The sequence below is a fragment of the Fulvivirga imtechensis AK7 genome (genome assembly GCF_000331535.1).
Classification (GTDB): Bacteria; Bacteroidota; Bacteroidia; order Cytophagales; family Cyclobacteriaceae; genus Fulvivirga; species Fulvivirga imtechensis.
This window is the reverse complement of record NZ_AMZN01000033.1, coordinates 72,474-98,037: the sequence shown is the minus strand read 5'-3', so window position 1 is coordinate 98,037 and position 25,564 is coordinate 72,474. Positions and strand designations below refer to the sequence as shown.

General features: G+C 43.2%; 37 protein-coding genes. 34 read left to right on the top strand and 3 right to left on the bottom strand.

Going from position 1 to position 25,564, the window contains the following annotated elements; translation table 11 throughout:
• The first annotated feature begins 160 nt into the window (after positions 1 to 160).
• Both C900_RS10225 and C900_RS10220 read left to right on the top strand, forming a co-directional pair.
• Positions 161 to 541: a hypothetical protein gene (locus C900_RS10225; RefSeq protein ID WP_040496395.1), complete on the top strand. Its 381-nt coding sequence runs from the start codon at positions 161 to 163 to the stop codon at positions 539 to 541.
• A 24-nt stretch (positions 542 to 565) separates the two neighbouring features.
• The gene (locus C900_RS10220) at positions 566 to 1,333 is read left to right on the top strand and encodes a hypothetical protein (protein ID WP_009579750.1); all 768 of its coding nucleotides are present in this window, start codon (positions 566 to 568) and stop codon (positions 1,331 to 1,333) included.
• A gap of 24 nt (positions 1,334 to 1,357) precedes the next feature.
• Here C900_RS10220 and C900_RS10215 read toward each other — a convergent pair whose 3' ends face one another.
• Complete coding sequence (locus C900_RS10215) at positions 1,358 to 1,975, bottom strand: hypothetical protein (RefSeq protein ID WP_009579749.1); 618 nt, start codon at positions 1,973 to 1,975, stop codon at positions 1,358 to 1,360.
• Positions 1,976 to 2,371: 396 nt separating this feature from the next.
• Between C900_RS10215 and C900_RS10210 the strand changes: the two genes are divergently transcribed.
• The 18 genes from C900_RS10210 (at position 2,372) to C900_RS10135 (ending at position 12,573) form a co-directional block, all read left to right on the top strand.
• A complete protein-coding gene (locus C900_RS10210) occupies positions 2,372 to 2,830 on the top strand; it encodes an LEA/WHy family protein (protein WP_009579748.1) in 459 nt (152 codons plus the stop codon).
• Complete coding sequence (locus tag C900_RS10205) at positions 2,830 to 3,828, top strand: hypothetical protein (RefSeq protein WP_009579747.1); 999 nt, start codon at positions 2,830 to 2,832, stop codon at positions 3,826 to 3,828. The genes C900_RS10210 and C900_RS10205 overlap by 1 nt, the downstream gene beginning before the upstream one ends.
• Positions 3,829 to 3,839: 11 nt before the next feature.
• Complete coding sequence (locus C900_RS10200; RefSeq protein ID WP_009579746.1) at positions 3,840 to 5,282, top strand: hypothetical protein; 1,443 nt, start codon at positions 3,840 to 3,842, stop codon at positions 5,280 to 5,282.
• 43 nt (positions 5,283 to 5,325) lie between these two features.
• Positions 5,326 to 5,904, top strand: a complete 579-nt coding sequence (locus C900_RS10195) for a hypothetical protein (RefSeq protein ID WP_009579745.1) — start codon at positions 5,326 to 5,328, stop codon at positions 5,902 to 5,904.
• A gap of 66 nt (positions 5,905 to 5,970) precedes the next feature.
• The gene (locus C900_RS10190) at positions 5,971 to 6,606 is read left to right on the top strand and encodes a hypothetical protein (protein WP_009579744.1); all 636 of its coding nucleotides are present in this window, start codon (positions 5,971 to 5,973) and stop codon (positions 6,604 to 6,606) included.
• Between the two features lie 11 nt (positions 6,607 to 6,617).
• A complete protein-coding gene (locus tag C900_RS10185) occupies positions 6,618 to 7,010 on the top strand; it encodes a hypothetical protein (protein ID WP_009579743.1) in 393 nt (130 codons plus the stop codon).
• Positions 7,007 to 7,519 (top strand): hypothetical protein, encoded by a 513-nt coding sequence (locus C900_RS10180; protein ID WP_009579742.1) that lies wholly within the window; start codon positions 7,007 to 7,009, stop codon positions 7,517 to 7,519. The genes C900_RS10185 and C900_RS10180 overlap by 4 nt, the downstream gene beginning before the upstream one ends.
• Positions 7,516 to 7,776: a hypothetical protein gene (locus C900_RS10175; RefSeq protein WP_009579741.1), complete on the top strand. Its 261-nt coding sequence runs from the start codon at positions 7,516 to 7,518 to the stop codon at positions 7,774 to 7,776. Before C900_RS10180 ends, C900_RS10175 begins: the two co-directional genes overlap by 4 nt.
• A complete protein-coding gene (locus C900_RS10170) occupies positions 7,773 to 8,084 on the top strand; it encodes a hypothetical protein (RefSeq protein ID WP_009579740.1) in 312 nt (103 codons plus the stop codon). Before C900_RS10175 ends, C900_RS10170 begins: the two co-directional genes overlap by 4 nt.
• Positions 8,085 to 8,086: 2 nt before the next feature.
• On the top strand, positions 8,087 to 8,935 hold the full coding sequence (locus C900_RS10165; RefSeq protein WP_009579739.1) for a hypothetical protein: 849 nt from the start codon (positions 8,087 to 8,089) through the stop codon (positions 8,933 to 8,935).
• Positions 8,922 to 9,107 carry a hypothetical protein gene (locus C900_RS10160; protein WP_009579738.1) on the top strand — a complete coding sequence of 62 codons (186 nt, stop codon included), beginning with the start codon at positions 8,922 to 8,924 and terminating at the stop codon, positions 9,105 to 9,107. Before C900_RS10165 ends, C900_RS10160 begins: the two co-directional genes overlap by 14 nt.
• Positions 9,108 to 9,109: 2 nt before the next feature.
• Complete coding sequence (locus tag C900_RS10155) at positions 9,110 to 9,547, top strand: hypothetical protein (RefSeq protein ID WP_009579737.1); 438 nt, start codon at positions 9,110 to 9,112, stop codon at positions 9,545 to 9,547.
• A gap of 5 nt (positions 9,548 to 9,552) precedes the next feature.
• Positions 9,553 to 10,518 (top strand): peptidoglycan-binding domain-containing protein, encoded by a 966-nt coding sequence (locus C900_RS10150; protein WP_009579736.1) that lies wholly within the window; start codon positions 9,553 to 9,555, stop codon positions 10,516 to 10,518.
• A gap of 26 nt (positions 10,519 to 10,544) precedes the next feature.
• Positions 10,545 to 10,916, top strand: coding sequence for a hypothetical protein (locus tag C900_RS29360; protein ID WP_083867475.1), 372 nt, complete (start codon positions 10,545 to 10,547; stop codon positions 10,914 to 10,916).
• Entirely contained in the window at positions 10,838 to 11,476 is a 639-nt protein-coding gene (locus C900_RS30595) for a CHAP domain-containing protein (RefSeq protein WP_009579735.1), read from the top strand. Before C900_RS29360 ends, C900_RS30595 begins: the two co-directional genes overlap by 79 nt.
• Positions 11,466 to 12,215 (top strand): hypothetical protein, encoded by a 750-nt coding sequence (locus C900_RS10140; protein WP_185113969.1) that lies wholly within the window; start codon positions 11,466 to 11,468, stop codon positions 12,213 to 12,215. Before C900_RS30595 ends, C900_RS10140 begins: the two co-directional genes overlap by 11 nt.
• The gene (locus C900_RS29870) at positions 12,127 to 12,315 is read left to right on the top strand and encodes a hypothetical protein (protein ID WP_157493982.1); all 189 of its coding nucleotides are present in this window, start codon (positions 12,127 to 12,129) and stop codon (positions 12,313 to 12,315) included. Before C900_RS10140 ends, C900_RS29870 begins: the two co-directional genes overlap by 89 nt.
• A 9-nt stretch (positions 12,316 to 12,324) precedes the next feature.
• Positions 12,325 to 12,573: a DUF4248 domain-containing protein gene (locus tag C900_RS10135; protein ID WP_009579732.1), complete on the top strand. Its 249-nt coding sequence runs from the start codon at positions 12,325 to 12,327 to the stop codon at positions 12,571 to 12,573.
• A gap of 51 nt (positions 12,574 to 12,624) precedes the next feature.
• Here C900_RS10135 and C900_RS10130 read toward each other — a convergent pair whose 3' ends face one another.
• The gene (locus C900_RS10130; protein WP_009579731.1) at positions 12,625 to 13,515 is read right to left on the bottom strand and encodes a hypothetical protein; all 891 of its coding nucleotides are present in this window, start codon (positions 13,513 to 13,515) and stop codon (positions 12,625 to 12,627) included.
• 413 nt (positions 13,516 to 13,928) lie between these two features.
• Here C900_RS10130 and C900_RS29865 point away from each other — a divergent pair, with 413 nt between their 5' ends.
• Both C900_RS29865 and C900_RS10125 read left to right on the top strand, forming a co-directional pair.
• Positions 13,929 to 14,087, top strand: a complete 159-nt coding sequence (locus tag C900_RS29865; RefSeq protein ID WP_157493981.1) for a hypothetical protein — start codon at positions 13,929 to 13,931, stop codon at positions 14,085 to 14,087.
• A gap of 135 nt (positions 14,088 to 14,222) precedes the next feature.
• Entirely contained in the window at positions 14,223 to 15,614 is a 1,392-nt protein-coding gene (locus C900_RS10125; protein ID WP_009579729.1) for a tetratricopeptide repeat protein, read from the top strand.
• 4 nt (positions 15,615 to 15,618) lie between these two features.
• Here C900_RS10125 and C900_RS10120 read toward each other — a convergent pair whose 3' ends face one another.
• On the bottom strand, positions 15,619 to 16,104 hold the full coding sequence (locus tag C900_RS10120) for a helix-turn-helix domain-containing protein (protein ID WP_040496393.1): 486 nt from the start codon (positions 16,102 to 16,104) through the stop codon (positions 15,619 to 15,621).
• A 109-nt stretch (positions 16,105 to 16,213) separates the two neighbouring features.
• Here C900_RS10120 and C900_RS10115 point away from each other — a divergent pair, with 109 nt between their 5' ends.
• The 12 genes from C900_RS10115 (at position 16,214) to C900_RS10060 (ending at position 25,564) form a co-directional block, all read left to right on the top strand.
• Positions 16,214 to 16,597 carry a hypothetical protein gene (locus C900_RS10115; protein ID WP_009579727.1) on the top strand — a complete coding sequence of 128 codons (384 nt, stop codon included), beginning with the start codon at positions 16,214 to 16,216 and terminating at the stop codon, positions 16,595 to 16,597.
• A gap of 20 nt (positions 16,598 to 16,617) precedes the next feature.
• A complete protein-coding gene (locus tag C900_RS10110; RefSeq protein WP_009579726.1) occupies positions 16,618 to 16,815 on the top strand; it encodes a hypothetical protein in 198 nt (65 codons plus the stop codon).
• 74 nt (positions 16,816 to 16,889) lie between these two features.
• A complete protein-coding gene (locus C900_RS10105; RefSeq protein WP_009579725.1) occupies positions 16,890 to 17,195 on the top strand; it encodes a hypothetical protein in 306 nt (101 codons plus the stop codon).
• Positions 17,196 to 17,202: 7 nt separating this feature from the next.
• Complete coding sequence (locus tag C900_RS10100; protein WP_009579724.1) at positions 17,203 to 17,532, top strand: hypothetical protein; 330 nt, start codon at positions 17,203 to 17,205, stop codon at positions 17,530 to 17,532.
• Positions 17,533 to 17,577: 45 nt separating this feature from the next.
• Positions 17,578 to 18,000: a hypothetical protein gene (locus tag C900_RS10095; protein ID WP_009579723.1), complete on the top strand. Its 423-nt coding sequence runs from the start codon at positions 17,578 to 17,580 to the stop codon at positions 17,998 to 18,000.
• Positions 18,001 to 18,022: 22 nt separating this feature from the next.
• Positions 18,023 to 18,286 carry a hypothetical protein gene (locus C900_RS10090; protein WP_009579722.1) on the top strand — a complete coding sequence of 88 codons (264 nt, stop codon included), beginning with the start codon at positions 18,023 to 18,025 and terminating at the stop codon, positions 18,284 to 18,286.
• A 143-nt stretch (positions 18,287 to 18,429) separates the two neighbouring features.
• Positions 18,430 to 18,711, top strand: coding sequence for a hypothetical protein (locus C900_RS10085; RefSeq protein WP_040496389.1), 282 nt, complete (start codon positions 18,430 to 18,432; stop codon positions 18,709 to 18,711).
• Positions 18,704 to 18,982, top strand: coding sequence for a hypothetical protein (locus C900_RS10080; protein WP_009579721.1), 279 nt, complete (start codon positions 18,704 to 18,706; stop codon positions 18,980 to 18,982). Before C900_RS10085 ends, C900_RS10080 begins: the two co-directional genes overlap by 8 nt.
• A 21-nt stretch (positions 18,983 to 19,003) precedes the next feature.
• Complete coding sequence (locus C900_RS10075; RefSeq protein WP_009579720.1) at positions 19,004 to 20,005, top strand: hypothetical protein; 1,002 nt, start codon at positions 19,004 to 19,006, stop codon at positions 20,003 to 20,005.
• Positions 20,006 to 20,009: 4 nt separating this feature from the next.
• Positions 20,010 to 20,678, top strand: coding sequence for a hypothetical protein (locus C900_RS10070; protein ID WP_009579719.1), 669 nt, complete (start codon positions 20,010 to 20,012; stop codon positions 20,676 to 20,678).
• A 25-nt stretch (positions 20,679 to 20,703) separates the two neighbouring features.
• On the top strand, positions 20,704 to 20,973 hold the full coding sequence (locus tag C900_RS10065; protein ID WP_009579718.1) for a hypothetical protein: 270 nt from the start codon (positions 20,704 to 20,706) through the stop codon (positions 20,971 to 20,973).
• Positions 20,974 to 21,220: 247 nt separating this feature from the next.
• The gene (locus C900_RS10060) at positions 21,221 to 25,564 is read left to right on the top strand and encodes a hypothetical protein (protein WP_009579717.1); all 4,344 of its coding nucleotides are present in this window, start codon (positions 21,221 to 21,223) and stop codon (positions 25,562 to 25,564) included.

Sequence of the window (25,564 nt, the reverse complement as noted above, 5' to 3'; positions counted from 1 at the left end):
ATTACCTTTGATTATTATAATGATGGAACCAGAAGACCGGAAGATTATGAGGTTATTTTGTTTTGGACTAAATCCGGTGACTTTGAATTATATAGACATGGACCGGTACCAGAATTACGTTAATTAAAAGAGAGGACTTAATGACAAAATTGCATATTTTATGACCGAAAGAATTAGAAGAGTATTGCTAAAACATGCTAGGGTAAATAGCACGATCACGTATTCCGATTTAAATCAAAAATGTGAGTTAGGGTTGAATTTTGAATTAGGTCAGGATCGAGATTACATAGGTGAATTGTTAGGTGAGATTTCAGAATATGAACATTCAAAAGGTAGACCTCTTTTGAGTGCGATGGTATTGCATAAATCCAAAGACCTGGATCAAGGTGACGGGTTCTATAAACTATGTGAAAGATTAGGGTTTGGTAATGCTTATGAACTAAAAGCTGATAGGCGATTTGAGAAATTACAAAGAGATAAAGTCTACGAGTTTTGGAATGATGAAAGCAACTTTAATAAATACAAAGATGACTATGCCTGATTTCCCTAACTTAACATCAAGCACATGTTCTGGTTTATCCTAATTTTAGGAGCTTCTATTTTATTAATTAGGTTCTTTTCGGCCTACAATAAAGATAATTATGATTTAGAAAATCAGACTTTGGATCAAAAATTTGCTGTAATTGTAAACCTTGTTAACGAGCATGCTTTTGATGGTAACGGAACAGTTACTCGATTAGATAAGAGAAGTTTTAACCTTTATCAAGAAGGTCAAAACCAGATTATTCACTTCATGTACGGAACAGGTCACTTGACTTTGACCTGGAAATATAAATATTTTCAAAAGGAGATTGTTCATGAGCACCAGTTTAATGATGTGAGAAATATTAGCCTTTTCGAACAGCAGAAACTTGGAAGAATTATGATAGAGGAAATGAAAAGAAAGGTATTGGAGCATCAAGCCAATGTTTTGGCGGATGTTCCCGAACTCTTTACTGATGTAGAAGTCACTTATAACGAAATATTAAAGAAGAGTTTGGCTGATAGGTTAAGAGAAGACATACTGAAATCTCTGAGCGATTCAACTCTTCCTGATAACTTGCTCGGTGTGATAGTGATGAATACCGTCGGTGAATTTTGCCTTGAAATGAAAAACAATTATCATCATTTCAAGGTAGAGTTGCGGGATTTAGGGCACGATTTTAGGCTGAGCCAAAGCGAGTATATGAAACTAATAGACGATATTGCCTCAGACATACTCGAAGAATTTCTTGAAACTCCAAAATCTAAGCCAAAAATTTTCGACGATGACGATGATGATTTGCCATTTTAGTTGATCTCTTTTAGTAGTAACTAATTAATTAGTTACGTCACATTTTATTTCGTGAAAATGGTTTTCATGATAATTGACATTCTTTGTAGATGTTTCAGAAGTGTCCTGGTCCCAAAAAAACTTCAACATTTCTGGGCGACAAAATGATGTAATCATAGTTAGAAAAGTAGTTATAGCTATCATAAGAGGTAGAAGATAACCTATTATCCAGTTTACACTACGTCTGGTAAGATAGCAACCCTTGGTATTGGCTTCACCATGTGCAATTGCTTCAGCGGAACATTTATGCTCATCTCGAATTCTTTTCAAATGAATAGAGAGCTTTTTCTGTGCTCTCATTATAACAAGAGTAAGTGAGACTAGAATTATTGCACCTGAAAGCAATACCAACCGAAGCTGTTGGATGTTTTTTACTACAAGGATTGCTGCTACCATTGATCCAAACAAAACGATAAAAAAATTGAATCGGCTATTCAGTAAGTTTTCAATGTGATTCCTTTCATTAATTAAATCAGTATAAATTGGTTGTTTATCAGTACATTTCTTTAAAGCCTCTTTGACCCTTTTGGAAACTTCCAGTTCAACCAAGTGTTCAAAACATTTTTTTCTAAGTTTTGAAAGAAGGCTTTTTATCCACTTCATATAGCAATTTAAATTATCCAGACTTATCCACCAAACTCCCTATAAATCACCATCAACTCCCACGGATAAAGTAACTGTCTCCTACCGGTATCCAGCCCTTCAATCTGCTTTAACTTTAATCTCAAAGTTTCTCTGCTTATCCCGAAGTCCCTTGCTAATTCTGCCTTGCTTTTGAACCTTAAACATTCCATACCCCTAATATAAGTCCAATAGTTCAGAACGATCTATGAGAATCTACACAAGAGCCAAAAAGTAACAAAAAGTGCCTTTGGGTAAGATTTAAGGCCATAAAAAAACTTCTGTTTACAATAAACACCATCCCTTTCCAGCACTTGCCAAGGGTGCTTTGATCCCCTCTTTTTGAGGCTAATATTTGGAGAAAAAACACCAGGTATTATGCTGAAATGGATCATAGGTGCGGGTGCGGGAATTTTTGCATTTAGCTATCTGCTCAAGCTCAACCGGGCATCACAAACAGTACAAACGGAAGTCAACGCCAAAGTGCATAAGGTAAGCCTGTCAGGTCTGGCGGTCAAAATCTTTGCGACCATCAAAAACCCCAATAAGCTTACCATCACCTTGCAAAAACCGCTGGTGACCATTAGTTACGGTGGCAAAAGCCTGGGCACTTCGCAACTCGAAGACGAAAAGATCACCGTTCCACAGTTCGGCCAAACGACTTTTGAAATCGACATGAATTTCGGGTGGCTTGCATTGACGCAAACACTTGGCCTATCGGTTGTCGATGCCATCCGAAACAAGGACAAATCAAGCATTGATGTTGATGTGGTGGTGACCACCACCGTTAACGGCATCCCCTATACCGATACGCAAACCACAACCCTTACTTTCTGATGCAAGCCCTCAAAAAAAGAAAGATCAAACCCGGTTACAAGTACGACCGGCTTTTTCCTAAAAGCCGTGGCGTGGACACCGTTGTTCAGCCGGAAGGCAAGGCGAAGCTTCACCACACGATCAACCTCATTAAAGAGGTGGTGGCAACTACCTTAAAGGACACTGAAAAAGTAGCCCCTACCCTGAAAGCCTCAACCCTTCGGGAGACCTGCTGCAATGTCTGGCAATTTGTTTACGACCATTTTCAGTATCAACTTGATAAAAAGGGAGTTGAGCAGGTCAGACGACCGTCAAGAATGTGGAAAGACCGTCTTGGCGATTGCGACTGCATGACTGTCATGATCTGTAGTATCCTGACCAATTTGAATATTGGTCATAAGGTCAGGATCACCAAATATGCCAAGAACAATCCCTGGCTGTTGCCTCGTTACCAGCACATTTATCCTATTGTGCCCACAGGTAACGGAAAATATATCACAATGGATTGTGTAACCGATTGGTTCGACTATGAAGTGCCCTACCTGGAAAAGAAGGACTTCACCATGAATGACGGGGTACTTGTCGGAACAATAGAAGGCATTCCGTCAGGTTTCAGTGGGGTAGATTCATTGGCGCTCAGGGAGGTAATCGGTGCAAAGCTGAAACACCAAAAAGCAAAAGAAAGGAACCGCCCCGCATACCGCATAAGACCCATCAGCCCGGCAGTAAACATCAATATCCTGGTAGGCCAAAATAAGCCCCACCAACCAAAGCAGGTAGTGCCTAAAACCCCAAGCCCGCTAAAGGAAATGCAGCAGTTGCCGTCTTCCGCTCCCCAGACTATGACAACCAGCCGGAGCATACTGCCGGAGGACACACCGCAGGTAAACACGACCAGCCCAACGCTTATTCAGTCACGGCCTAACACAACGGTAAAAAAAGGCGGGGTTTTGAAGAAGATACTCATTGCCGGAGCCGTGGGGATCGGGACTTATCAGTTAATCAAAATGCTTACTTAATCAACAGGAATATGGAATTACACAGATTAGACGGATTACCAATATCAGGGCTTGACAACGTAGACATTCAGGACATTGACCTGGACGGCTACGACAGCGAAGAAATCGACTTTGAGGAACTCGATGATGACTACCAGGAACTGGACTTTTCCGGTTTAGGCTATGTAAAAGACCCCGTTATCGCTTATGAGATCCTCGATGAGAATGGCAACGTGATCATGTATGCCGATGAAGATGAGAACATCTATGCCATAGACGGTCTTGGAGAGCTTGGTTTCCTGAAAAAAATAGGCAAAGGCCTGAAAAATGCCTCCAAGTTCATGACCAAAAAGGCAAATCCTGTGCTCAAGAAGGTAGGTACCGGTGTCAAGAATGCCGCAAAGTTCACTGTAAAAAAGGTAGTAAAGCCAGTAGTAGAATTCACCAATCGCTATTTGAACCCCGCTACCATATTGCTACGAAATGGGTTTTTGCTTGCCATGAAAGTCAATTTTATGAAAGTGGCTGAGAAGCTACGGTTTGGCTACCTGTCCGATGCCGAAGCCCGGAAACGCGGTGTAAACATGGGTGAGTTCTCGAAGCTTAAAAAAGCTATTTCCAGCGCTGAAAAAGTGTACGAGACTGCCGGGGGAAAGAAGGAAAACCTTCGTAAAACCATACTTTCCGGTAAAGGGAATAGTGACAAGGCCGTGCCTACGTCAGGTTCTCAGTTGGCAGGTTTGGGACTGGCCGATGAAGGGGAATATGTGGATGAATTTGAAAGATTTATTGCGGAAGCTGACAATGAGGAAGTAGAAGCCCTCTTGCAGGGAGTAATGAGCGTTGAAGGCCTTGGAGAAGTGGCTACAGGATCAGCCCTTGCCGCAGCGAGTAGTGCAGTGGCGGCAGTTGCCACTGTGCTCAACAAGATTACCGGAGTTTTTGATAAGGCGAAAAAGACCAAAGAAGATGTAACCAATGTAGTGAACACCGGCAAGAGCCTGGTGAGTACCGCTAAAAACCTGGTGAGTACCAAGCCTTCCAGTCCTGTTACACCATACCAGCTACCGGCACCCCCAAAGATCGTAGCGTTATCAACGCCAAAGCCTGCCCTTCCTGCTACTGTCAAGACGATAGCAGAGCGAACAGTAACACCGGCTCCAAAACCGGCCCCAAAACCAGCGCCTGTACCCGCCCCGAAACCGGCAACATCACAAAAGATGCTCGATAGTCAAAGCACGACAAAAGAGGTGGCAAAAAAAGAAAGCTGGGCATCAAAAAACAAGATACTCCTGATAGGCACAGGTATCCTGCTTGCCGGTGGTGGAGTAGCCTATGCGGTGGTGAAATCGAAAAAGAAAAAGCCGGCTGCAAAAGCATTGGCCGGATTACCAAGAGGTAAAAACGGCAAGTTCAAAAGCAGAAAGAAAAAGACTGTCAAAAAAAAGGTGGTAGCCCCAAAAGTACTGCTTTGACAGTAATGTAAACAGTAAGTAAGATCAAGTAAACATCAATACAATGGAAAAGTCAAAAACCAAAAAAAAGGATACCAAAAAAGTATTAACAGCATCCGGCCTTAATATCGCCAGTGGCTTGGGCGGTGTCGTAGTGGGAAGCGCACTAGGCACCTGGCCCAGCCTCCTTGCCGGACTGGCCGCAACTCTGGCCGGTGCATATTATGAAAAGCCCTGGGCGATGACAGGCGGAGTAGCCATGATGACCAGCATAGCCCCGAATTTAAAAAAACGTGGGGATAGCGTTGACGGCTTCAAAGATGAAGTGAATGAAGCTAAAGACAGAGTGTTCAACACCTTGAAAATGCTCGGCAGAAAGATCATGCTACACAAAGTCTCACCCGAAATGGCCAGAAATATGGAATTGAGTGGTGCCGAGGACGGCATTCTCCTGGCGGGAGGTGAGATGGGCGACTTTGATACCTCCGAAGTAGATGAGATCATTCGCCAGTTGGAAGAAGGAAATGCGGACCAGCTTATCGAAGAAAGCAGCTATACCAATGGACTTATCGAGGGCTTTGATGGTGTGGACAGTGCGGAAATCAATGGCCTCGATGCCATTTCACTGGCGGCCACGGCATAGAGGGTTCGGTCAAAACCCTAACAATAACAACATACATAAAAACTTAATCATCCAATAACAACAACTATGAGAGGAGCAATGAGAAAATCATCCAGAGAGCAATTTTTAGAAATTGTTAATGCGCACGTTCAGTTGGCCAAAGAAGGTAAAAAACACGACCCTGAAATGGTACGTGTAGCTGAAAAGATCAAAGACGGGAGGCTACAATTGGCCGATACTGCATACTACAGTATCAAGTATGGCGGGGACAAGGCCACGATCCACATGTTCGAAACCCAGGACGCGAAAGAAAGGGGTATTACCAATGTTACGCAGGCGAAGCTACCCAAAGACAGGCTGTTCCTTTGTAACAGGATCATCCTCCTGGCTACAGAGTTTGCAGGGGATCTGCCACAAAGTGACTTTGCCTGGAAGAAGCTGAAACTTACCGCTGATTTTGATTCCATCAAAAAGGTGGCCGGACTTCAAAACGGTGACTTCACTTTCATGGCAAACAAGAAGATCATTGTGGACGAAAGGTCACTGACAGACTTTGTTACAGACAATGACCTGACCGTCAACCTGGGTACCTACTACCTGGAAAACCCAAGGTTCATCAGGGACGATGAAGAATTCGAGTTTATGATCGAATTAGGAGATGATGCGCCCGAAAAGACCCTCATCAAGGTGATGCTTGCCGGAACCTCAACCGTACCCGCTTAATCATTTTGGAAATGGATAACCAAAAAACGGTCGAGAGATACCCCTTCTTCTCCTTTCGGGTGGAAGAAGCGGGTAAGCTTATCACAAAGGATTGGGAGCTGTCCAAACGGACAGTACTGGTAAAAGGCATCCAGCTTTCGAGCAGCTATTACGAAAAGTTGTTTCTAAGAGGCACACAAAAGATAGAGATCGGAGGTGAAGAGATCATTTCCGAAGGTTTTGTAAGCCGGGCGCTCCTTTCAACAGGTAATGTGAGTCCTTTTAAACGCTTCTTTCCATTTAAAGCCGTACAGCCCGGAGACCTGTCTTTCAAGCTCAGGTTTCAGGACAATGATCACCCAAGGGCGCCCTTTGAAAATGGCTATGATATTCATGTATTACTTATAACAGATGAGAAGGCATGATGCGGGAGATCCGGAGGAGTGAAGGGTTAAACGGAGAAGATGAAAAGTACCTTATCAGAAGAAAGCTTTTACCTGTTGAAGTCATTATAGACAAGTCAGGACAGGTAAAAACCTTCCGGGTAAAGCTTTCACCAGGTATCATGAGAATAACCGGGGTAATGACAACAATGGATACAATGGTGCCGGCAGTGCAGGGAGATCCGGTCTGGTATTTCGGTCCGGGAAATGCGCCCAACCTGTTTAACAGCGCCTTCATTACCAGGCTTAGATCAGGAGCATTCAACAGGTCTTTTTTCAGCTTCCGCCATACCCTTGACAAAGGACAGTGGCTGTATTACGCCCAGCCTGTCAGCATGAACTTCTTTTTTGTATGGGGAGGGGCGGAATTTCGAAAGCGGGCGACAGTCCCCATTACAGATCCTGACACCGGGTTTACAGAAGACTATGACATATGGGTGAGTGAGGAAGGACCAGGACAAATGCACATAACAGTAGAGATAGAAGAATGAGTACGTGTGAAGTAAAGCTATACAACGGCAGAAGCCTTTTTTACGCCTGCAATCCTACAGAAGGCATAAAGTCCGGTGAATTTTCCGAGCTGCAAAAAGCAGTGGGCGAGCACCTGGAAACCCCGCAGTTCATGCCGGTAGACGTGGCCAACGATACCGGTGTGATCCGGGGAACAGTGAAGGATTTGGATAATGAGGAAACACCTTACAAAATAAGGGTATGGCTATTGGCAGAATACGAACCTGAAAAGCTATGACTGAACAGTTTGTAATCAGCTATGCACCACAACGGGCAAAGGAAAGAGGCTTTGACAAATACCGGCTGGACTACCGGGATATTAATGTGTCACCCGGAGAAAGGAAAGAGATCCCCGCCTACAACCAGATATGGTTTGTGGTGGAAACAGGGGAAGGGATTCAGATAAGCAGCGATTACGGAGAGTTTGATGCGGATAATCCTTTGCTTCAGGAAAACGCGCACGAACATGGAGATTGGATAGTGATCGAAAATACAAGCCAGGCAATTAGCCAGGTAAAATTGATAGTAGTAACACTGGAAGAATGATTATGGACACTTACAGAGAAAGAAAGCCCGGTTCGGTAAGGCTTAACGATGAGCAGTATGAGGAAATGGAGCTATTGGGTTTGGAGAATGAAAGCCAGTACCTCCGGTATAAGCTCAATGAAGCTACACCCATGCATGTATCACGGAGCTATGATAATAACCACCAGACTGACAACATCTCCGATAAGCTGGCGCTGCAAAGGGCGGAGTTGGAGAACGAACGGCTCAGGGAGAAGCTCAGCGAGTTAAGCAGGAACCAGGAAGAAGCCCTGAGCGGGGTAAACAACCATGTTTCCCAACTCCTGCAGGAGGAGCTGATGAAACGTGACTTTGAAGCTCTGAAAAAGGAGAGCGCTCAGCAAACCAGGCAAATAGAGAAGCTGGAAAGTAAGTTGAAAAGAGCCGAAGACCAGGTAGATGAAAAGGATTCAGAAATCGCTGAACTGGTGCGCAAGCTTGGGATCATTGAGTTAGGCAAAGCCCTGATACCCGGAGCAGTGAGCGGACTTGCCAAACGATACCCGAAGCAGCTTCAAGGACTTGCTGAAACTTTGGGCGAGCTGGGCGGCCAAATGGCGGCTTTGCCGGAATCCTCGCAAAGCCTGACAGAAGAACAGCAGGAGCTAATAGAATTTGCAGAATACTTCCAGAGCCTTTTTGAAGAAGACCAGTTACAGGAAATAGTGCTGCTATTAGGGCAGATCAGCGAAGCCCTGAAAGCTGATGATACCACCATTCAAAAGATGACTTACTACCTGAATCATTTGGGAAAGGTGAGAAAAGCAAATGCCAATCAATCAGAACTGAACGAAGAAAACGAAAACAAGGAAATTAACCATGAAGGAATTTAAACTCAACATCACCCTGACTGCAAATGACGAGCAGGAGGCCAGGCAGGTCAAAGGAGCTTTTGAAACCATGATCAAAAACTTCAAAGCCGAAGGCATCATCAAAATGGAAAAAATCTTCAAGACCGATGCCTTCATACGAAACATGGTAAAGATGAAGCTTAAAGTAAAATAATAATGCTCCCCTTACTCAAAGCGGTAAATATGGCAAGAGGTCAGGATGGTAATGAGGATCAGAACAGCGAGTTCACCGATAAGGTATTGAATGGGCTATTGGCAGGTGCTATTGGCTTGGGCAGTTTTCTCCTTATCCGTAAGGTTGTTCGGAATATGAAGCAAAGAAAGCAGCAAAAAAATGCGCTTAATCCCGGAGATCCTGCCAGTGATGCCATACAGCTAAAAATGGCTTTTGAGAACGACAATTACTTTGGGTGGGGAACCAATGAAGAATTGGTTTTCAATGTATTGGAGAGCATACCGGACAGCAGCTTTATGCGCAAGGTACAAAAGGCTTACAGGAACCTCTATAACACAGAGCTTGTCGCTGATATGCAGTCTGAACTGGACACCAAAGAATTTGCCAAAGCCCTTGCCATCATTAACTCAAAACCTTAACAACAATGAAAAAAACTCAAAACAGGAAACGCAACCGGCAGCCCTCTGAGAAAAGGAAGAAGCAGAGAAAGGCCATCGTTTACGGTTTAGGCATAGGAGCATTGCTTGGCGGTGGATACCTGGCATATACCTTTATCAGGAATAAAGCAGCTACCGGGCGCGGTGATGTGATCATTAACCACCTTCCCGCCATCAACCAGGTGAAGCAAGTAGTGGAGCAAAACAAAAGCAACTTTCCTTTGACCACCGGGGCAAAAGGGACACTTGTGAAAATGCTGCAATCTGCCCTGCTTGCTATGGGTGGTGAAGCTGCCGAAGCTATAAAAGCAACTTCCATCAAACCCAACGGGGAGCCGGACGGTATTTTTGGCAGTGGCACGGTCAAAGCACTGTTAGCCGCCGGTCTCCCTGCTATGGTTTCGGAAAGCACCTTCACCCAACTGATAGCAAAAAACAAAAGCCAAGGCTCACTTGATAGCAAGGCTATAGCAGACGGGATAAAAGCGGGTGCAGAAAAGCAAAACATCTTTACCGTACTCAATGAGCTGGCAAAAATCAAGGATGTAGCAGGCTACCGGGAAGTGAGCAGCCATTTTAATGGGGCGCGGATACGAGGCACAAAGGTAACAACCCTGGTGAATGCTCTGCTCAGCGTTGCCTTTGCTTCCAACGAAGCAGCAAAAGTGAAGATCAGGGCAGAATTCAGCCGCATGGGGCTGGTAAATAGAAATGGCGTATGGTCATTGTCGGGCTTTGGTATGCCTGCCAATTATAGCCGGGAACTGTTTAAGCTGGCTGTAACCAGGAAACCAACACTATTGAAGGAAGGAGACGGCAGATTTTTACCCCCTGTGGTAAAGTCTAAAAAGGTGGTGGGTTATGTCACCGGTGGCAAATCCGGAGTTGTCCAGGTATATACACCGCAGGGGCAGATCGTCTATGCCCCTGAAAAGAACCTCACACTCATTTGATATCAACTCAATTAAATAATAACAACATGAAACACTTTAAGTCATTCATTAAAGACCTCTGGAACTACGTCAAGATATGGCGTGAGCTTTCCAGTATAGCTGTGGGCATCATCCTGTGGATGAAGAGCCACATCTTGCTCAGGTGGATAGATCCTACCAGTGCCACTTATGACGCGGGCATTTTTCAGATCATCCTTTTTGCAGTCATAGCGCTTTTCGTGCTACATGGCGTAATTAGGATCTTAATGAAGCTGATTTGGCCGACTACAGATGCTTACCTGGATAATCAATTTGCTAACGACTTTAAAACTTTGGAATCATGGCAAAAGCTAAAGCTAACTACCTCTATCTTCTTTGCTTTCTTGTTTGCAGCAGTGCTTCTAGCACGGGTGCTGTAGCTCAGGGTTGCGATGAAGCTGATTATAGCAGCACACCGGGCAAAGAGGTTTGCTATGTAGCAAGTGAAGCTAGCCCGGAAGCAAAAGAAAAGCAGCTTCGGGCAAAGCTAAAGCAAATCTATAGCAGCCAGGTAGGTGTCCGGGAGGAAGGGGGAGCAAACCGGGGCAAAATGGTGGAGCAGTATTTAGCTGTTACCGGGCTTGGACCCTCTTTTCCCTGGTGCGCTGCTTTTGTTTCCTGGTGCTATATACATGCCGGTGTGGATGCTCCGGTAAGCGCGTGGGTTCCTTCCTTTGCCATTCAGCGAAACATTATCTATAAGCGGGGGAAGCCAACAAAGAAGATCCCACAGACAGGTGATGTGTTCATGATCTGGTATGACCGGCTCAACAGACCGGCGCATATCGGCTTTGTAGATACATGGGGAAACGAGTATGTCATAACGGTAGAAGGTAATACTAACGACAATGGCTCCCGCGAGGGTGATGGTGTGTATCGGAAAAAGAGATTGAAACGGCAGGTATGGGCGGTAAGCGACTTTGTTAGCAGTGCTGAATAATGCGAAGCAAATATTAAAAGCAAAGGGCTATCTGGTATATCAGAGGCCGTGGCAATTAAATATTGTTGCCTTCCGGAGCAGGTTCTTGCGCAGCAATGCCTTTGACGACTGGCTGATTGTCTTCTACCGGAATGACGGGGGCAAGTGGGTTTACCACCACTTCCCCTGCACTACAGATCCGGGGCAGTACTGGCTTGATAACCCTATGCACCCGAAAGGGACAGCATTTCTTAAAGCAAACCAATACGTGGACAGTTATGCCATCGGGTTTCACAAAGCAAGCTATGAAGCACTTGTCCAGGTGAAGCCGGTTACAGTAATCCGGGACTATGATCGAGGCGGCCTGTTCAACTGGTTTTCTTCCGGCTATCCTGACACCGGGCTGTTCGGTATCAATGTGCATCGGGCTACTGCCAATGGCACGAGCGTACAGGTAGACAGTTACTCCGCAGGTTGTATTGTACTAGCCAACTCTACCGATTTTGCCATTTTAATGAAGCTGGCCAGGGTACATAAAAGCCTTTATGGAAACCGCTTTACCCTTACCCTGATCGACTACAGGGACAGAAGAAAAAGAATGTTATCAACAGTAGCCTGGGGAGCAGCATTAGCTTCTACCGCATTTATGGGCTACCAACTTTATAACAACTATGAAGCTATCGAAAAATACCAAAAAGGCGGCATTGGCCGTAGCCGGAAGCCTGGCAGGATTGGCTATAGGCAAATGGCGGAAGTGTGAGGACACCTATCCCTACATCCTGATCGGTGGCTTCATTGGTAATTTTATTGGAGAAGAATACCTGCTGGAGGATAATCCTCTACACAGGATTGACCGGTGAAAAAGAACGATGGAAGCAACAACTAAAACTACATATAAAAAAATTGAAGCTATTGAATTAGAGGAGTGCCTCAACCTGGAAAGGCATACCTTGTATAAATACGAGTTGGCAAAACTCTACAATGTGGATATTAAAACGATGGTCGCCTGGATGGATCTCTTTATTGAAAAGCTGGAGAGATTGGGCTACCATAAGCACATGAAGAAGCTGACACCTAAGATGGTGAGGTGTATTATTGATCATTTGGGGGAGCCGTGAGATATTTCCCACTAACACAGAGAGACCAAATTATCGGCCATTTTCCTTGAGCTAATCTATTCCACTTTTTGTATTCTCAATAATCACCATCATTCCCCCAGGGGCATTTAGTCGGATAGTTTTGTAATCGCCTTCTATCAGGTAATCAACAAGTTTTAGCCCGGCATAATCCGATTTCTCTAGTTTTCGCACGTTTTCATCAAGAAGAGTGATCTCAATCGTATTATACTCTCCAGAGCTAATTATCTGCAAAACTTTTAGCTCTACCGGAGTAAACAAGTTCAGTTCATGAATAATGAGTCCTGCCTTTGGATGGGAGAAAAATCCCCTGATAATTCTTGTCAATGAAATAGTAACATGGCTTTCATATAGTACCTTTTCCCTATGTTCGATTGGAAAAATGCTAGCGTCATTATTAAATAAAGGAAGCCAACCTCCGTCTGCAAATATAAGCAGGTTAACAGGGGTCTTATTAAAAATAGCCTCACTAACCAGGAGTTGAAATATGTTGAACTGCTTGCTGGCGCGCTTCCTTTTTACGCCATTCTTTATTATTTCAAGCAATTCCACTTTATGTGAACCATCAGGCCAACTGTCCACCAACTCCTGATCCATTCGGATAAGGCGCTTCATAATTTTATAATCCACATGGTAGAAAAGCTCTTTTTTGGTACGTCTGAGCGCCTTGCCTTTTACCCCTATATTTTGAATGTCAGCCAAAACTTTGATCCACACATATTCAAGAAAGTTGAACCTGCGATGAATACCTTTGTTTTTCCGGGGAGTAATAATTAACTTTTTGCCGTCCCAGGTGTCAATGGTGCGGTTATGAACCCCTGTATCGGTAACTGACAGAATAGGATCTGAATTGAAAAGCCGGTTGAACTGAATGGCCTTTACAGTTCCTGCGATTGAAAAAACATTTTCCAGTTTTTGTAGCATAAGTCAAAAATACAAAAAATGTATTTTTATTTCTTCATTCTTTGTATTTTCTTCGAAAATAAGGAGGTATGTCACAATCCTTATACGGGATTTGGTAAATAAGTCTAATAAAAGAAATCTCCCAGTTTATCATTCTTGTATGTGACTTTTCAGCATGTTTTGTGCAAATCTATCCTGCAATTTACCGCTTCGATGCAATAGTGGTACATCGTTTTACCCGGATAAGAATAAAATAAAATTTATCTAATACCCATATTTCAAAAGCAGTTATGAACTGAGAATACATTGAAGTTCCGCAAAGGTGGAATAATTGTAAGAGCTTAATTACCAACGTAATTAACACCTCCAAGTCACCGTATATAATTCTTCGGAAACCCCTAGGTTTGTAACTGAAAATCAAAATCCAAAAAACTATGAATGCTAAAAAACTATTAATGATCGTATTATTTGCAACGTTCGGAACCCTTTTAATGTCTTGTAATGAAGAAGAGGTTGAGCCAACAATGAAATTTCCTAAAGAACTGGCTACGGAAGGTGACAAGGGACATGTTGAAACGCCTGATGGTCTATGAAATTCAAATTTAAAAAGCAGGTGATTATTTTTATGGCACTTATGTAAGGTTTAGGGGCAAAAATATGGGTTGGAAGTAAAAGAATATTCTCACTTTTGTTAATGTGAATTATTCTAATCTGATCATTGAATATTTATGTTAGTCCCTAAACCTACTATAGTACTACCCATACTGCTTTTAATATTTGCTTCATGCACTGACAAAGGCACGTCACCTGCACCAAAAAACGTTGCGAGTGAGGAATTGAAAGCTGTTTTTGATGAGTTTCAAAAAAAGTACAATAATCATTCCGAAGCTTATGAATTAATAACTCGGGTTAAAACTCTGGCAGAGGAAGAAGGTAACCAGGAGTACCTTGCCAAGTACTATGCCGGATTTGGATATCTTCAGCATATTGATAAACAATACAACGAAGCGGTTTTAGCTTATCAACATGCGCTTATAATTTATAACCTGTTAGGGGATTCTCTTCGTCAAGGCTGGGTACTTAATAATTTGGGCGACATCTACCGTGTTACTTATATGCCTGAACAAGCTCTTTCTTTTTTCAATCGGGCCGAAACACTTTATGAAGAAATAGGAAGGCAAGACAAACTTACTGGGCTTTACGAAAATATTGGTTTGACTTTTTTAGATCACTCAAATTATGAAGCTGCGGAAAGCTATCTGCAAAAGGGATTGTATTTCAGCGAAGAGTATGATAATAATGAAAAAATTACTGTGTTTAATAACATATTTGGAAAGCTTCATTTTAAGCAGGGCCAGTATGAGGAAGCAAGAAAAAGGTATCTAAAAGCCTTGGATTTTGTAAAAAGCGAGCTTCAAAAAGCGTTTATCTATGGAAATATAGGAGAAACTTATCTTTTGGAGAAAAATCCAGATGCTGCCGAAGAATGGATTACTAAAGCCATGCAAGTAAAAGAGAATATCGAGAATGCCGACATCCGACCAAATCTCAACTACCTGGGCATCTATCATGCACAAAAGGGCAACTATGAGAAAGCTCTCAATCTATTTGATCAGGTAGTAAGGCTTTCAGAAGAGGACTTATTGGAAAAGGAACTTGGTGTAGCTATGGAAAATAGCAATAATATATACAATACTCAAAGTAGCCTCCGAACAGATGATTCTTTTAAACAAACTCTACACTATTCTGACATTTTACGTAGGAGCAATGCTTTGCTAATGGAGCTACAAGAGCAACTGAATATACTATACAGTCAAAGCTTGGTGAAAAAAGGTGAAGCCGATTTTGCGGAGATTAAAAAACAAAAACAAATTGCACGGGAGAAAGCTATAACACATATGCTATATGGCGGGGCGATAACCCTGAGTATAGTTCTAATAATCGGAAGTGCTGTCTACTACAGGAAAAGGTTAAAAAGAATGTGGGAAGAGCGTGAGAGAATACGAAAAGAGCAGGAAGAATATAGAAATGAAAACAGCGTGCAAAAACATACTATTGATAAATTAGAGAAATGCACAAGGGCTATTAAGGAGGCTATTGCTGAAAGCGGCCTCAACTAAAACTTCAATCGTACCCTAGTAGGTCTATGTACTTGCTTATTTTCTTTATTGTTGGTTTTACCTTTTCAAGTTCTGCTTTATAAGTTTCCGCTTCATTCTTGTAATTCTTTATCTGATCTTTCAGGTTTTGAATTTCTTTTTGTGCCTCTTCCAAGCGGTTGAGTGCCTCTACCACGGCTTTGGCAGGATCGTTTTCAGCCATTTTGCGGTAGTCAGCAAGATTGGTGGTAAGTGTATCTATATGTTTCAATTCATGAAGCTCAGCTTCTGTATAAAATAACATATCAGTGGTAACTCCAAAAATACGAGCTAGTACCGGGATAAGTTCAGCAGGTACTTTACGTTGCCCTTTTTCGTAGCTCCATACCACATGTCTGTCATAACCTTTGCCGGTTATTTCTTCGATTTTGTTGCCCAGTTCTGCCAATGTTAGATTCTGTTGATTGCGGAAATACAAAATTCTATCGGCAATTGTTTCTTTTTTGGACACAATTATATATATTTGGTTTTAGTATTAAAAATGAGAACTGATTATAACGATTTTTAGTGGTGTTTAATCAGTAGCCAAAACCAAATATATACAAATAAAACCAATTGCCATGTACCGTTCATTAAAACCTCCAACACTGGAAATGGGGAAAATAAATGCCCATTCTTCTTCTGTTAAAAAAGCATTTGAGCACATTAACCAAACTCCTATTTGTTGGCTTGCCAACGAAGGTTTAGAAGAAGTATTTAATGGAAATAGAATAAGTGATGGGCTTACTTTCGAGGTATCCGATGGAAGGATAGTTTTTGTTGCTGATAGACAGGAAGAACCCGTAGCTACTATCCATTTCGATCAACAATATGTTGCCTTTGACCCTCCAAAGACCAAAGAAGAATCGCTCATGGAGAATGAGAGTGTAAGACACAATCGCCAACCCATTAAATACTCCTTTGAGTACTTTAAGCGAAAATTAACAGGAGCTAAGTTAAGCTGATAGCAACCTTGGGAAGACCAATGATTATAGGAAGGCTTTTGCAGTTGGAAGACCTGATTGCGGAAAAAAGCACAGGGCCACTGGAAGAGTTGGCCGAGAAAATGGAAATGAGTATTGAATTAACAAAGGCATATATAGAATCTTTGGAGGAGTTGAGAGATTGTAAAATTGATTATAGCCCCGAGTATTCAAGCTTCGTATTTAAGACCCCATGTTAGGTATTGGTTTAGGTTGAGGTCGTCAGGGGAAGGTAGCCCTACCTTCCCCGATGGCCCTATAAAATAAATTGCTTATGAAAACAACATGGGAAAATTCTCAGGAGCAATACAGGTTGCTGATACAGGAAATGAACCATTTGATCAATAATACAGATGGCCTGATACAGTCCTTTGAAGGCATCAATATGGAGTTCGGTCAATCTATATATGAGAATGAGCTGGACAAGATCATGGCGAAGGATGGCAGCTTAAAGGACTATGAGCGGGAGTTCCGGCTTTTATACTATAGCTTCAAAGGTTATGCGGAACGACTAAAGATTTATAGAGAGAGAATTCGCCTGCTCACTATTAAAGACCCAGTTAACTACCCATATAATTAGAAAAATTATGGTTAAAATTTATGACTATACGACTCACTGCAAGGATTCCTATCTGATCAGGGAAGGCTCCACTACAGTTCTATTTAACACTAAGGAAAAACTCATACAAAGAGGTGCCGGTTTGCGGTTTCAGCTTATGTTTTTGTACTACTCAATTCCAGAACTTAAACCAGGTACGAAGGAATATGAAAAGGTGCTGAAACAATACGAAAAGATGCTTTCTGTTCTTCCTCTCCCCAACCGCTATCAGTTTCGCATCCTGCGACCGGATACGATCTGTAAAATGGAGGAACAACTTAAAGAACTAAAGATTTCACTGCCAGAGGCGTGGATCTAAAAATATTCAACTCAAAACAACTTACAAACAAACAACTAAAACCAAATGAAAAACTATGTCTATTGCCTGATGCTCATGGCCGTCCTTGGCGGCCTTGCATCCTGCTCCACTGAACCGGAGCAAGTTGAACCAGACAAGAACCTCTTGTCTTCCCTGACCGGTTACTTTGAATCCAAAGGTATTACGGTAAACCGACACGCTGACAGGATTGAAATTGATGAATCTACTATCAATGACTATGCTCAGGTGATCAAAGATATTGAATGGCTGTACCGTGAAAACGGATACGAAACTATTGATCTCAGCGGATTAAAAAAAGAAGCCAGGGCGAGATCCTACGCAAGCGAATCATCTACATGCAAGGCAAGCTGGTGGTTTGTCTATTTTAATACGGGAGGCTCAGGGGTTATGGTGTGTAGCGATTGTAATGGTGGAGTATATCAATGCCAATGGACTTGGCTAACTTGAAATATTTAGCTAGCTTAAAATTATGAAAAAGCCAATTATCATTGCTTGTATTGTATTAGTTGTCCTGTCGTTATTGTTTGCTTTTTATCAAAACCAAAAGGCGAATAAGTGGAAAAGAGAAGCTATTCGCACCGAAAAGGAGCTTAATACGAAACTAACAGTGCTACAGGATTCGCTGCAATTGGTAAAGAAAGATTTAGAGAGAGAAAAGGAAAAGACAAAAGAGGCTAAAAAAATAGCCGAAACCATGTCTAAGCGATTCAAAGAATCTTTCGATAAACTTTAAGCTACCGTCTAACCCCTGCGGCATAGATCAGTGTCGCAGGGATTTTCAAAAGGAAACCCATAGATAAAGTTATTCCTCACTATAAAGGTGGGGTGGGAAAATACTATTCATGACAACCAACTATTGTCCAATCAACTAATAGAATGATCAAGATATATGATCATACGAAGGTAATGAAGAACAGCTATTTCGTTCGGGAAGGCTATAGAGTGGCGCTTGTGGATTTGGATAGAGACGAGGTTCGGGTTTCGAGGTGGGGTTTACGACTTTACTTTGTATTTATCCGCATCCAGTGTGTACGCCTCAGCGAAGGTACCAAACGATATAGCGAGGTACTGTCCTGTTATCTTAACATTCTGGATTGCCTGGTCATTCCAAACGCTAACGGCTTTAGTTTCACTTTAAAAGCCCGGAATAATGATTGAGATATATGACTACCGACACGCGCGCAGGAACTCCTTTATTATAAAGGACGAAAAACGGTTTGTTTTGTTTGACCTGGAATTGAAAACCCTGTCGGCGTCCCGGCCTACAATGTTAGAGTACATTATTTCAAGAGATGAAACTGGAAGTATTAATGAATGGTCATCGCTCTACAAAACAGTATTACGCGCTTATAACGCTGTACTTGGAAAGCTGCCTGGAACAGACAATCCCGCAAGGGAACTAACGACAACACCGATAAACAACAACTAATAACTTAACCAACTAAAACCAATGAAACAATTATCAACCTTTTGGTATGGCAGTAAGTTAATTGCCGCCCTGCTAATCCTTACCTTCTTCTCCTGTAGCGAGAATGACATTTCATTCAATAGCGATGAAAACATGCTCACCCTGGACAACCAGGAGCAGTTCGATGATCTGGTGAATTTTGTGATGACGGCTGATTCTGCCGAAATAGCCGATTACACCAGTTCACTGGACTTCAAATCTCTGAAAGTGATCATGCAAGAAGTGGAAGCAGCCGAGGAAGCACTATTAGCCGAACTGGAAGCGAAATATGACCCTGACATACCCCGTGAAAGAGAGTATGCGGCAATCACTAAACAATATTTAGAGAAAGGGGTACTGCGGTTGGATGAATTTGGTATTCCTGAACTCAATATCCCTATACCCGCGTTCGCCCTGTTTCTTAATGAAGAAAGGGAAGTGAAAATTGGCGATCAGACCTATCAGTTTGACTACGATAATATCAGGATAATAGAACCTGAAAGCAGGACAGAATTAGCCGTAAATCCTGTTGAGAGAATAAGCCATGAAGGTGGAAAAGCAGGTTTGGAGAATGGTAAATCATGCACCAGTACATCGGGAAAGTACCGTTTGATTACCTATGAAAATAACCTGATATGGAGTACAGGAAATGGAGTTCCTTGCGGTGATTCCAAATTTAGTCACTGGCTTTTGCTCAGAAGCCTGAAAAAAGTGTTTGGCTCATGGCATAACCATAAGACCTCCGCCCTGAAAATAAGAGGCAGCGTACGTATTGCACATTATCAAATCCTCTATCCAAGTGGTGAATTAAAATTTATCAGGTATATGACCTTTGAGAATAACTATTTTTATAATTTACCATACGATCATACTGAGGATCATTATTTCGTGAGGGATTACCCTTTAAAGTATGGAATAAATAATGAGTGTATTTCTTATCAAATTAAGTTTGACTATACTTATCATACGGGAATTGGAAAAAACGGGACCGGCTGTAGCCTTTAATAACATGAAAAGACCGATCTTTTATTTGTCCTTAGCGATATTTGGCTTTATCGTTGTTTTATCTAACCCTGTTCCGGCCCAAGAACTGGAATGGGGCATTATCACCGGCCCGTTAATAACGAGGCCAATATCCGAAAGCTATTCTATATCGGGGCTTATTAACGAAGACTTTCAGGGTGAAACCAATATGTTTTTCAGTATTTATGTCAAAAGACAAATTAAAGGAAGATTGTCAGGAGAAGCGCAGTTAGGATATTATGGCTACTCTTATATCGTTGAGTCCCACTACGAAAGCACGCAGCATGTTGTTTACTCTAAGGAAGATAAGCGATACAGGTTTGTTGAGTTTCTTTTGAACAGTCATTTCGACATTCTTAGGGGCAAGCATAATTTATCAGTGTTGGGAGGCATAGGTTTAGGCTCCGCAGTTCGTTCGATATTGACCTATGAACAGCACCTGGAAAACCAATATGTGATTATAAGCAGCCATGACTTTAAAAATGAAGAAGCTGGCATGCAGTTCCTTTATCAATTAGGTCTTCAGTATATGGTTCATTTAAACAAATTTTCCATACTTATCAGACCTGTTTATAAACGTTTTAAAGAAGCCCAATACCAGCCACCTCCAAGGGTGCTGTCTGGATTCGGGTTGGGCATTGGTATACAATTCTAGCTTTATCAGAGCAAAATAACCAACTATGAAAAAAACAGTAATCATTCTTTTAACACTTCTGTCAACACTCAGCATCGCCTACGCGATATACGAGAACGCGAAGACAAGAAGCTGCCAACACAAAGCAGCAACAAAAGAAATAGCGCTCAATGAAAAGATCCGGCTATTGGAAGATTCCCTGGCCAATGTGCATGAACGGCTTGAAATGGAAAGAAAAAGCGCAACAGAAGCCAGAAAAACAGCCCTGGATCTTTTCACCAAATATGAGAAGGAAATGGCTGGCAAAAGTGAATAAAACAAAAATTATCTTTTTTTAATTAAAATTGAGAATTATATTTGAAATCTGTCTGAAATGTTGGCGGAAGTATTAACCACTTGTTTGGTTATTATATTTGAGGAGCTTAAGTATTTGAATATGACATAGGTTTACAACCACAAGAGCTAACATCAAAAAACTTACTTATTAACCGAGTATGGCCTTACCTGCTATGGAATAGTTATGTTCCGGCAGGCCATGCTTTGCTTTAAATGATCAACCTGATATGAACCGATTACGGGCATTTATATTATTCTTCCCTTTGCTGATCCACAGCAGTGTCTTTGCAGATACACCCGGCGACACCACCGACCTGGAAGCCAAAATTCACGCCCTTCATCAAAAGGTGGTGAGTGAAGGTAGGTTAACAACCGTATTCCGTGAAACCGACCTGGCGAGCCTGCCCATAGGTATAGTAAAAGAAGTAGGCGGGAAACAATACATCATAGCCATTGACCAGGCCAGATACACCCCGCAGGGAGCCTTCTTTGACGCTTACATTTCCCTACCCGTACCCTTTTCCAAAAAACCGTTAGCTTTCAAAGCGCAGAACGTTGCGTTTTCACCCGGAGGACTTGCCAAGAGCGGCATGATGCGCCTTACCCTGGCCTCAAAGCACGAAAGGGACATCACCAGCAAAATTAAACTGGTACTGCCTGCCGAGGGTGAAAGGAACTTTATAGAATGGGACTGCAACGGTTTTAAATCCGTTAACCTGAAAGGCGAATTTGAATTCAGCAGGGATATGCTTATTTCAGATGATCCCCAAAAGGAGAAGGTTACTGCTACCTTTGAAGTAAATACCGGAGACCCCGGTTCGATCATAACAGCGGTAAGCATCACCCCTTTCCAGGTAAAAACCCTAAAAGGCTTCTCTTTTGAAGTACAGGAAGCCATTGTTGACTACAGTGATATTGCCAACCCTGCTAATATCCGGTTTCCCAAAGATTATGAAAATGACCCTCAACTGTCATTGCTGTGGCAGGGCTTTTATCTGAAGAAGCTATCCGTTACCCTTCCCGAAGAGCTACTCACCAAAAATGGCAGAGCGAAGATAGCGGCAGAAAATCTTATTATAGACAAGGCTGGCGTTTCGGGGACCTTCAGTGCAACGAATATTTTTAACAGCGAAACCGGCACACTGGACGGCTGGCCGCTTTCGGTCACCGACCTGAGCGTAACCCTGTTGAAAGGCAAACTGGCCGGAGCCGGATTTAAAGGCGAGCTGACCCTACCCATATTTGAACAGCCTATGGGCTATGAAGCCCTGATCTATGAAGAAAATAACGAAACCAATTACATGTTTTCCGTTCAGACCGGGAAAAGCTTCAGAGCGCCAATACTTGGAGCAGATATAGCATTAGATCCTACTTCTTTCATCAAGATATCAAAAGTGGAAGGGCGCTTCAGACCCGAAGCCATACTCAACGGCAAGGCCAGTGTAAAATCAGGAGGCGTTAATTTCAGAGAATTGCAGTTCAGAGACCTGCACCTGGCCACGGTAAAACCATATGTGCGAAGCGGAGTCTGGTCGCTGGTGGGTGAGAAGCAGGAGGTGGCCGACTTCCCCGTAAGCATTCGGAATATAGTTGTCCAGCATAACCAGCAGATCATGAAGCTTACGGCAGATGTGAGCCTGGCGCTGATGAACAAGTCTGACAAAGGTTTCGGGGCCACCACCCGTGTGGCCGTATTCGGAGAGATAGAAGAAGAAGTAGTGACTATAGGAGAAGAAACAGTAACGGAGCAAAAGTGGGTATACGGAGGCACCAATATAGACGATATTGACATCAAGGTTAACGGAGGGTGCTATGCGCTGGAAGGCAGACTAAGCCTCTTTGATAACGACCAGGTGTATGGTTCAGGCTTCCGTGGACAGATAAAAGCCACCTTTAAGCCCGGCCCGATGGTGGAAGCTACCGCGCAGTTCGGTTCGGTCAATGGCATGCGTTACTGGTATGCCGATGCCAAAGTAAAACTCCCTTCACCCGTAGGCACCGGGTTTGGCATATATGGTTTTGGTGGCGGTATGTACTACCACATGAAGATGCAGAAATTTGATCAGGTGAAGCTGAGTGACGCATCCACTTCCGGGAATCATACACTGCAGGTAGGGAAAACCCAAAGTGGAGTAGTGTTCGTACCTGATGCAGCCATAGGTTTAGGATTCAGGGCTACGGTGATTTTAGGTACTATCCCTTCACCAAAACCTTTCAATGGAGACGCCACCTTTGAAATGGCATTCAACAGCTCAGGAGGATTACGCTATGTAGGCTTCACCGGTCAGGGATACTTCATGACCGATATGGAAAAACGCAGTATGGAAGCGCCCATTTTCGCAGACCTGATGATGCTCTACGATTTCGACAACAAAACCTTCCACGCTACACTGGATACCTACGTCAATGCCTATGGCCTTATCAAGGGAATCCACGAACGTGGCCTTGCCGGTTCTGCGGTGATCCACTTCTCACCTGAAGAATGGTATATCCATATCGGAACACCAGATCAACGTATCGGGCTGGAATTTGTTGGCCTGGTCAGAGCAGGCTCCTACTTTATGGTAGGCACCAACATACCCGGTATGCCTGCACCACCAGCGCAGGTATCCAAAATCCTGGGAGACATGGACCTTGACTTCATGCGGGATGAAAACGCCCTGGGTAGCGGAGCAGGATTTGCCTTTGGCACCGCCATGCAGGTAGGTACAGGTAAGCTGCGCTTCCTCATGTTCTACGGAGAGTTCGAAGCAGGCCTGGGCTTTGATATTATGCTCAAAAATTATGGCAATGCCCAATGTGCCGGGCGAAGCGGCCCAATCGGTATCAATGGCTGGTATGCCTCCGGTCAGGCGTGGGCATATGTGATGGGGCGTATAGGTATAAAAGTAAAGCTGAAATTCATCAAAGGCGAGTTTGACATCCTCCGCATCGGAGCGGCAGCAGTACTGCAAGCCAAGCTGCCCAACCCAGTATATATGCAGGGAGTAGTTGGAGGTGAATTTTCTATACTCGGAGGGCTGGTCAAAGGGAAATGCCGCTTTAAGCTGACCATTGGAGAAGAGTGCGAGATCATGGGCGTGAGCGAAAGCACCGGCATTAAAGTGATATCCGATGTTTCACCAACTGAAGGAGAAAATGAAGTGAGCGTATTCACAACACCGCAGGTAGCCTTTACCATGAGTATTGGCAAAGCCTATGAAATACTGGATAAGGAAAATGAATTCAGATCCTATCGTGTGAAACTTGATTATTTCAGAGTGAAGCACAATGGTCAGGCGCTGGAAGGCGAGATCGTGTGGAATGACAATAAAGATGTAGCCATATTTAAATCATTCGAAATACTGCCTCCTAAAGCACCCGTGACAGCCGAAGTAAAAGTACTGTGGGAAGAAAAGATCAGTGGCTCCTGGAAACCTCTGGGCGGCAGCAACTCGCAGGAGTATGAAACAGAGACCCGGCAATTCAGAACCTCAGAGGCCCCAAAAAATATTCCCGAAGAAAACGTACTGTACACCTATCCGGCCAAAGGACAGTATAACTTCCATAAAAGTGAACACAACAGCAACTATATCACCCTGAAAAGTGGCCAGGCATACCTGTTCAAGTCAACAGATGAACAGGGAGTGAAATGGAAATACCAGGCCAGGCTCTACAGCATACATGCCTCCCATGTGGTAGATGTGCCGGTGAGCTATTCCAATTTCTCAGGCCGTGCCGGTGGTGAGGTAACCTGGGCTGTACCACAGCAACTTCAGCCGGAAACAGTGTACAGCATCAGGATATTGAAAGTGCCTGCTGACGGCAAGAGCCTGGATAGCAATGTTACTTTTGGCGCAGATAATATCTACGAAGGCGATGATACCTCCGTAGAAGTAGCTAAGGCCAAAATAGAAGGTACACTGGCGCTGGCTGATGACTTTGTGCTCTATGAAACCTACTTCAGGACCAGTAAGTACAATACATTTTCCGAAAAACTGGCTGCCGCCACTGCTGAACAGTCCATCGCAGTATTCATAGAAGGATGGAACCTTGTCAAGCTTGGCTATTCTTTCGACAGCGATGAGATTCTTGACCAGTCAGAGATATACGGATGGAAAGGAGCGAAACCACTGGTGCAGTTGGAAGCCCTGACTAACAACAACTGGTACAAAAACCACATTTACCCACACATCTACCAGCACTACCCGCCAGACAGCGAGGTGATTATCAGTGACTGGAAGCGGAGCGACAGGCCACAGGGAATACCTCCGCTGCGTGCTATGAACATATACCAGCACAACCGTGAGCTGAAGGTAGGAGAAAATGAAGTAATAGGCGCTGCAATACCGGGAACCGTGTATTTCACCTACGATCTGGAATACTACACCTACAGAGATTACCATGAACTGACCAACAAAGCCATTAACAAATATTTAGATGCCGGTCGTTCACAGCCCATTGGTATCAAAACCCTATTAGACAACCGGTACACCAACCTGCTGTCCAATCAGAACTACGGCTTCATGATCATGTATGTGCTGCCGGGTGGAAAAATAACGACAACCAGAAACTACAATATCAAATTCTAG

Bases quoted from the DNA above. Each gene is read 5' to 3' on its own strand.
- C900_RS10110 (WP_009579726.1), top strand. From the start codon at position 16,618: ATGATTATAGGAAGGCTTTTGCAGTTGGAAGACCTGATTGCGGAAAAA.
- C900_RS10210 (WP_009579748.1), top strand. From the start codon at position 2,372: ATGCTGAAATGGATCATAGGTGCGGGTGCGGGAATTTTTGCATTTAGC.
- C900_RS10205 (WP_009579747.1), top strand. From the start codon at position 2,830: ATGCAAGCCCTCAAAAAAAGAAAGATCAAACCCGGTTACAAGTACGAC.
- C900_RS10200 (WP_009579746.1), top strand. From the start codon at position 3,840: ATGGAATTACACAGATTAGACGGATTACCAATATCAGGGCTTGACAAC.
- C900_RS10135 (WP_009579732.1), top strand. From the start codon at position 12,325: ATGGAAGCAACAACTAAAACTACATATAAAAAAATTGAAGCTATTGAA.
- C900_RS10100 (WP_009579724.1), top strand. From the start codon at position 17,203: ATGGTTAAAATTTATGACTATACGACTCACTGCAAGGATTCCTATCTG.
- C900_RS29870 (WP_157493982.1), top strand. From the start codon at position 12,127: ATGAAGCTATCGAAAAATACCAAAAAGGCGGCATTGGCCGTAGCCGGA.
- C900_RS10095 (WP_009579723.1), top strand. From the start codon at position 17,578: ATGAAAAACTATGTCTATTGCCTGATGCTCATGGCCGTCCTTGGCGGC.
- C900_RS10170 (WP_009579740.1), top strand. From the start codon at position 7,773: ATGACTGAACAGTTTGTAATCAGCTATGCACCACAACGGGCAAAGGAA.
- C900_RS10130 (WP_009579731.1), bottom strand. From the start codon at position 13,515: ATGCTACAAAAACTGGAAAATGTTTTTTCAATCGCAGGAACTGTAAAG.
- C900_RS10190 (WP_009579744.1), top strand. From the start codon at position 5,971: ATGAGAGGAGCAATGAGAAAATCATCCAGAGAGCAATTTTTAGAAATT.
- C900_RS10185 (WP_009579743.1), top strand. From the start codon at position 6,618: ATGGATAACCAAAAAACGGTCGAGAGATACCCCTTCTTCTCCTTTCGG.
- C900_RS10175 (WP_009579741.1), top strand. From the start codon at position 7,516: ATGAGTACGTGTGAAGTAAAGCTATACAACGGCAGAAGCCTTTTTTAC.
- C900_RS10090 (WP_009579722.1), top strand. From the start codon at position 18,023: ATGAAAAAGCCAATTATCATTGCTTGTATTGTATTAGTTGTCCTGTCG.
- C900_RS10225 (WP_040496395.1), top strand. From the start codon at position 161: ATGACCGAAAGAATTAGAAGAGTATTGCTAAAACATGCTAGGGTAAAT.
- C900_RS10075 (WP_009579720.1), top strand. From the start codon at position 19,004: ATGAAACAATTATCAACCTTTTGGTATGGCAGTAAGTTAATTGCCGCC.
- C900_RS10085 (WP_040496389.1), top strand. From the start codon at position 18,430: ATGATCAAGATATATGATCATACGAAGGTAATGAAGAACAGCTATTTC.
- C900_RS10180 (WP_009579742.1), top strand. From the start codon at position 7,007: ATGATGCGGGAGATCCGGAGGAGTGAAGGGTTAAACGGAGAAGATGAA.
- C900_RS10215 (WP_009579749.1), bottom strand. From the start codon at position 1,975: ATGAAGTGGATAAAAAGCCTTCTTTCAAAACTTAGAAAAAAATGTTTT.
- C900_RS30595 (WP_009579735.1), top strand. From the start codon at position 10,838: ATGGCAAAAGCTAAAGCTAACTACCTCTATCTTCTTTGCTTTCTTGTT.
- C900_RS10155 (WP_009579737.1), top strand. From the start codon at position 9,110: ATGCTCCCCTTACTCAAAGCGGTAAATATGGCAAGAGGTCAGGATGGT.
- C900_RS10150 (WP_009579736.1), top strand. From the start codon at position 9,553: ATGAAAAAAACTCAAAACAGGAAACGCAACCGGCAGCCCTCTGAGAAA.
- C900_RS29865 (WP_157493981.1), top strand. From the start codon at position 13,929: ATGAATGCTAAAAAACTATTAATGATCGTATTATTTGCAACGTTCGGA.
- C900_RS10105 (WP_009579725.1), top strand. From the start codon at position 16,890: ATGAAAACAACATGGGAAAATTCTCAGGAGCAATACAGGTTGCTGATA.
- C900_RS10070 (WP_009579719.1), top strand. From the start codon at position 20,010: ATGAAAAGACCGATCTTTTATTTGTCCTTAGCGATATTTGGCTTTATC.
- C900_RS10220 (WP_009579750.1), top strand. From the start codon at position 566: ATGTTCTGGTTTATCCTAATTTTAGGAGCTTCTATTTTATTAATTAGG.
- C900_RS10060 (WP_009579717.1), top strand. From the start codon at position 21,221: ATGAACCGATTACGGGCATTTATATTATTCTTCCCTTTGCTGATCCAC.
- C900_RS29360 (WP_083867475.1), top strand. From the start codon at position 10,545: ATGAAACACTTTAAGTCATTCATTAAAGACCTCTGGAACTACGTCAAG.
- C900_RS10065 (WP_009579718.1), top strand. From the start codon at position 20,704: ATGAAAAAAACAGTAATCATTCTTTTAACACTTCTGTCAACACTCAGC.
- C900_RS10115 (WP_009579727.1), top strand. From the start codon at position 16,214: ATGTACCGTTCATTAAAACCTCCAACACTGGAAATGGGGAAAATAAAT.
- C900_RS10195 (WP_009579745.1), top strand. From the start codon at position 5,326: ATGGAAAAGTCAAAAACCAAAAAAAAGGATACCAAAAAAGTATTAACA.
- C900_RS10080 (WP_009579721.1), top strand. From the start codon at position 18,704: ATGATTGAGATATATGACTACCGACACGCGCGCAGGAACTCCTTTATT.
- C900_RS10125 (WP_009579729.1), top strand. From the start codon at position 14,223: ATGTTAGTCCCTAAACCTACTATAGTACTACCCATACTGCTTTTAATA.
- C900_RS10165 (WP_009579739.1), top strand. From the start codon at position 8,087: ATGGACACTTACAGAGAAAGAAAGCCCGGTTCGGTAAGGCTTAACGAT.
- C900_RS10160 (WP_009579738.1), top strand. From the start codon at position 8,922: ATGAAGGAATTTAAACTCAACATCACCCTGACTGCAAATGACGAGCAG.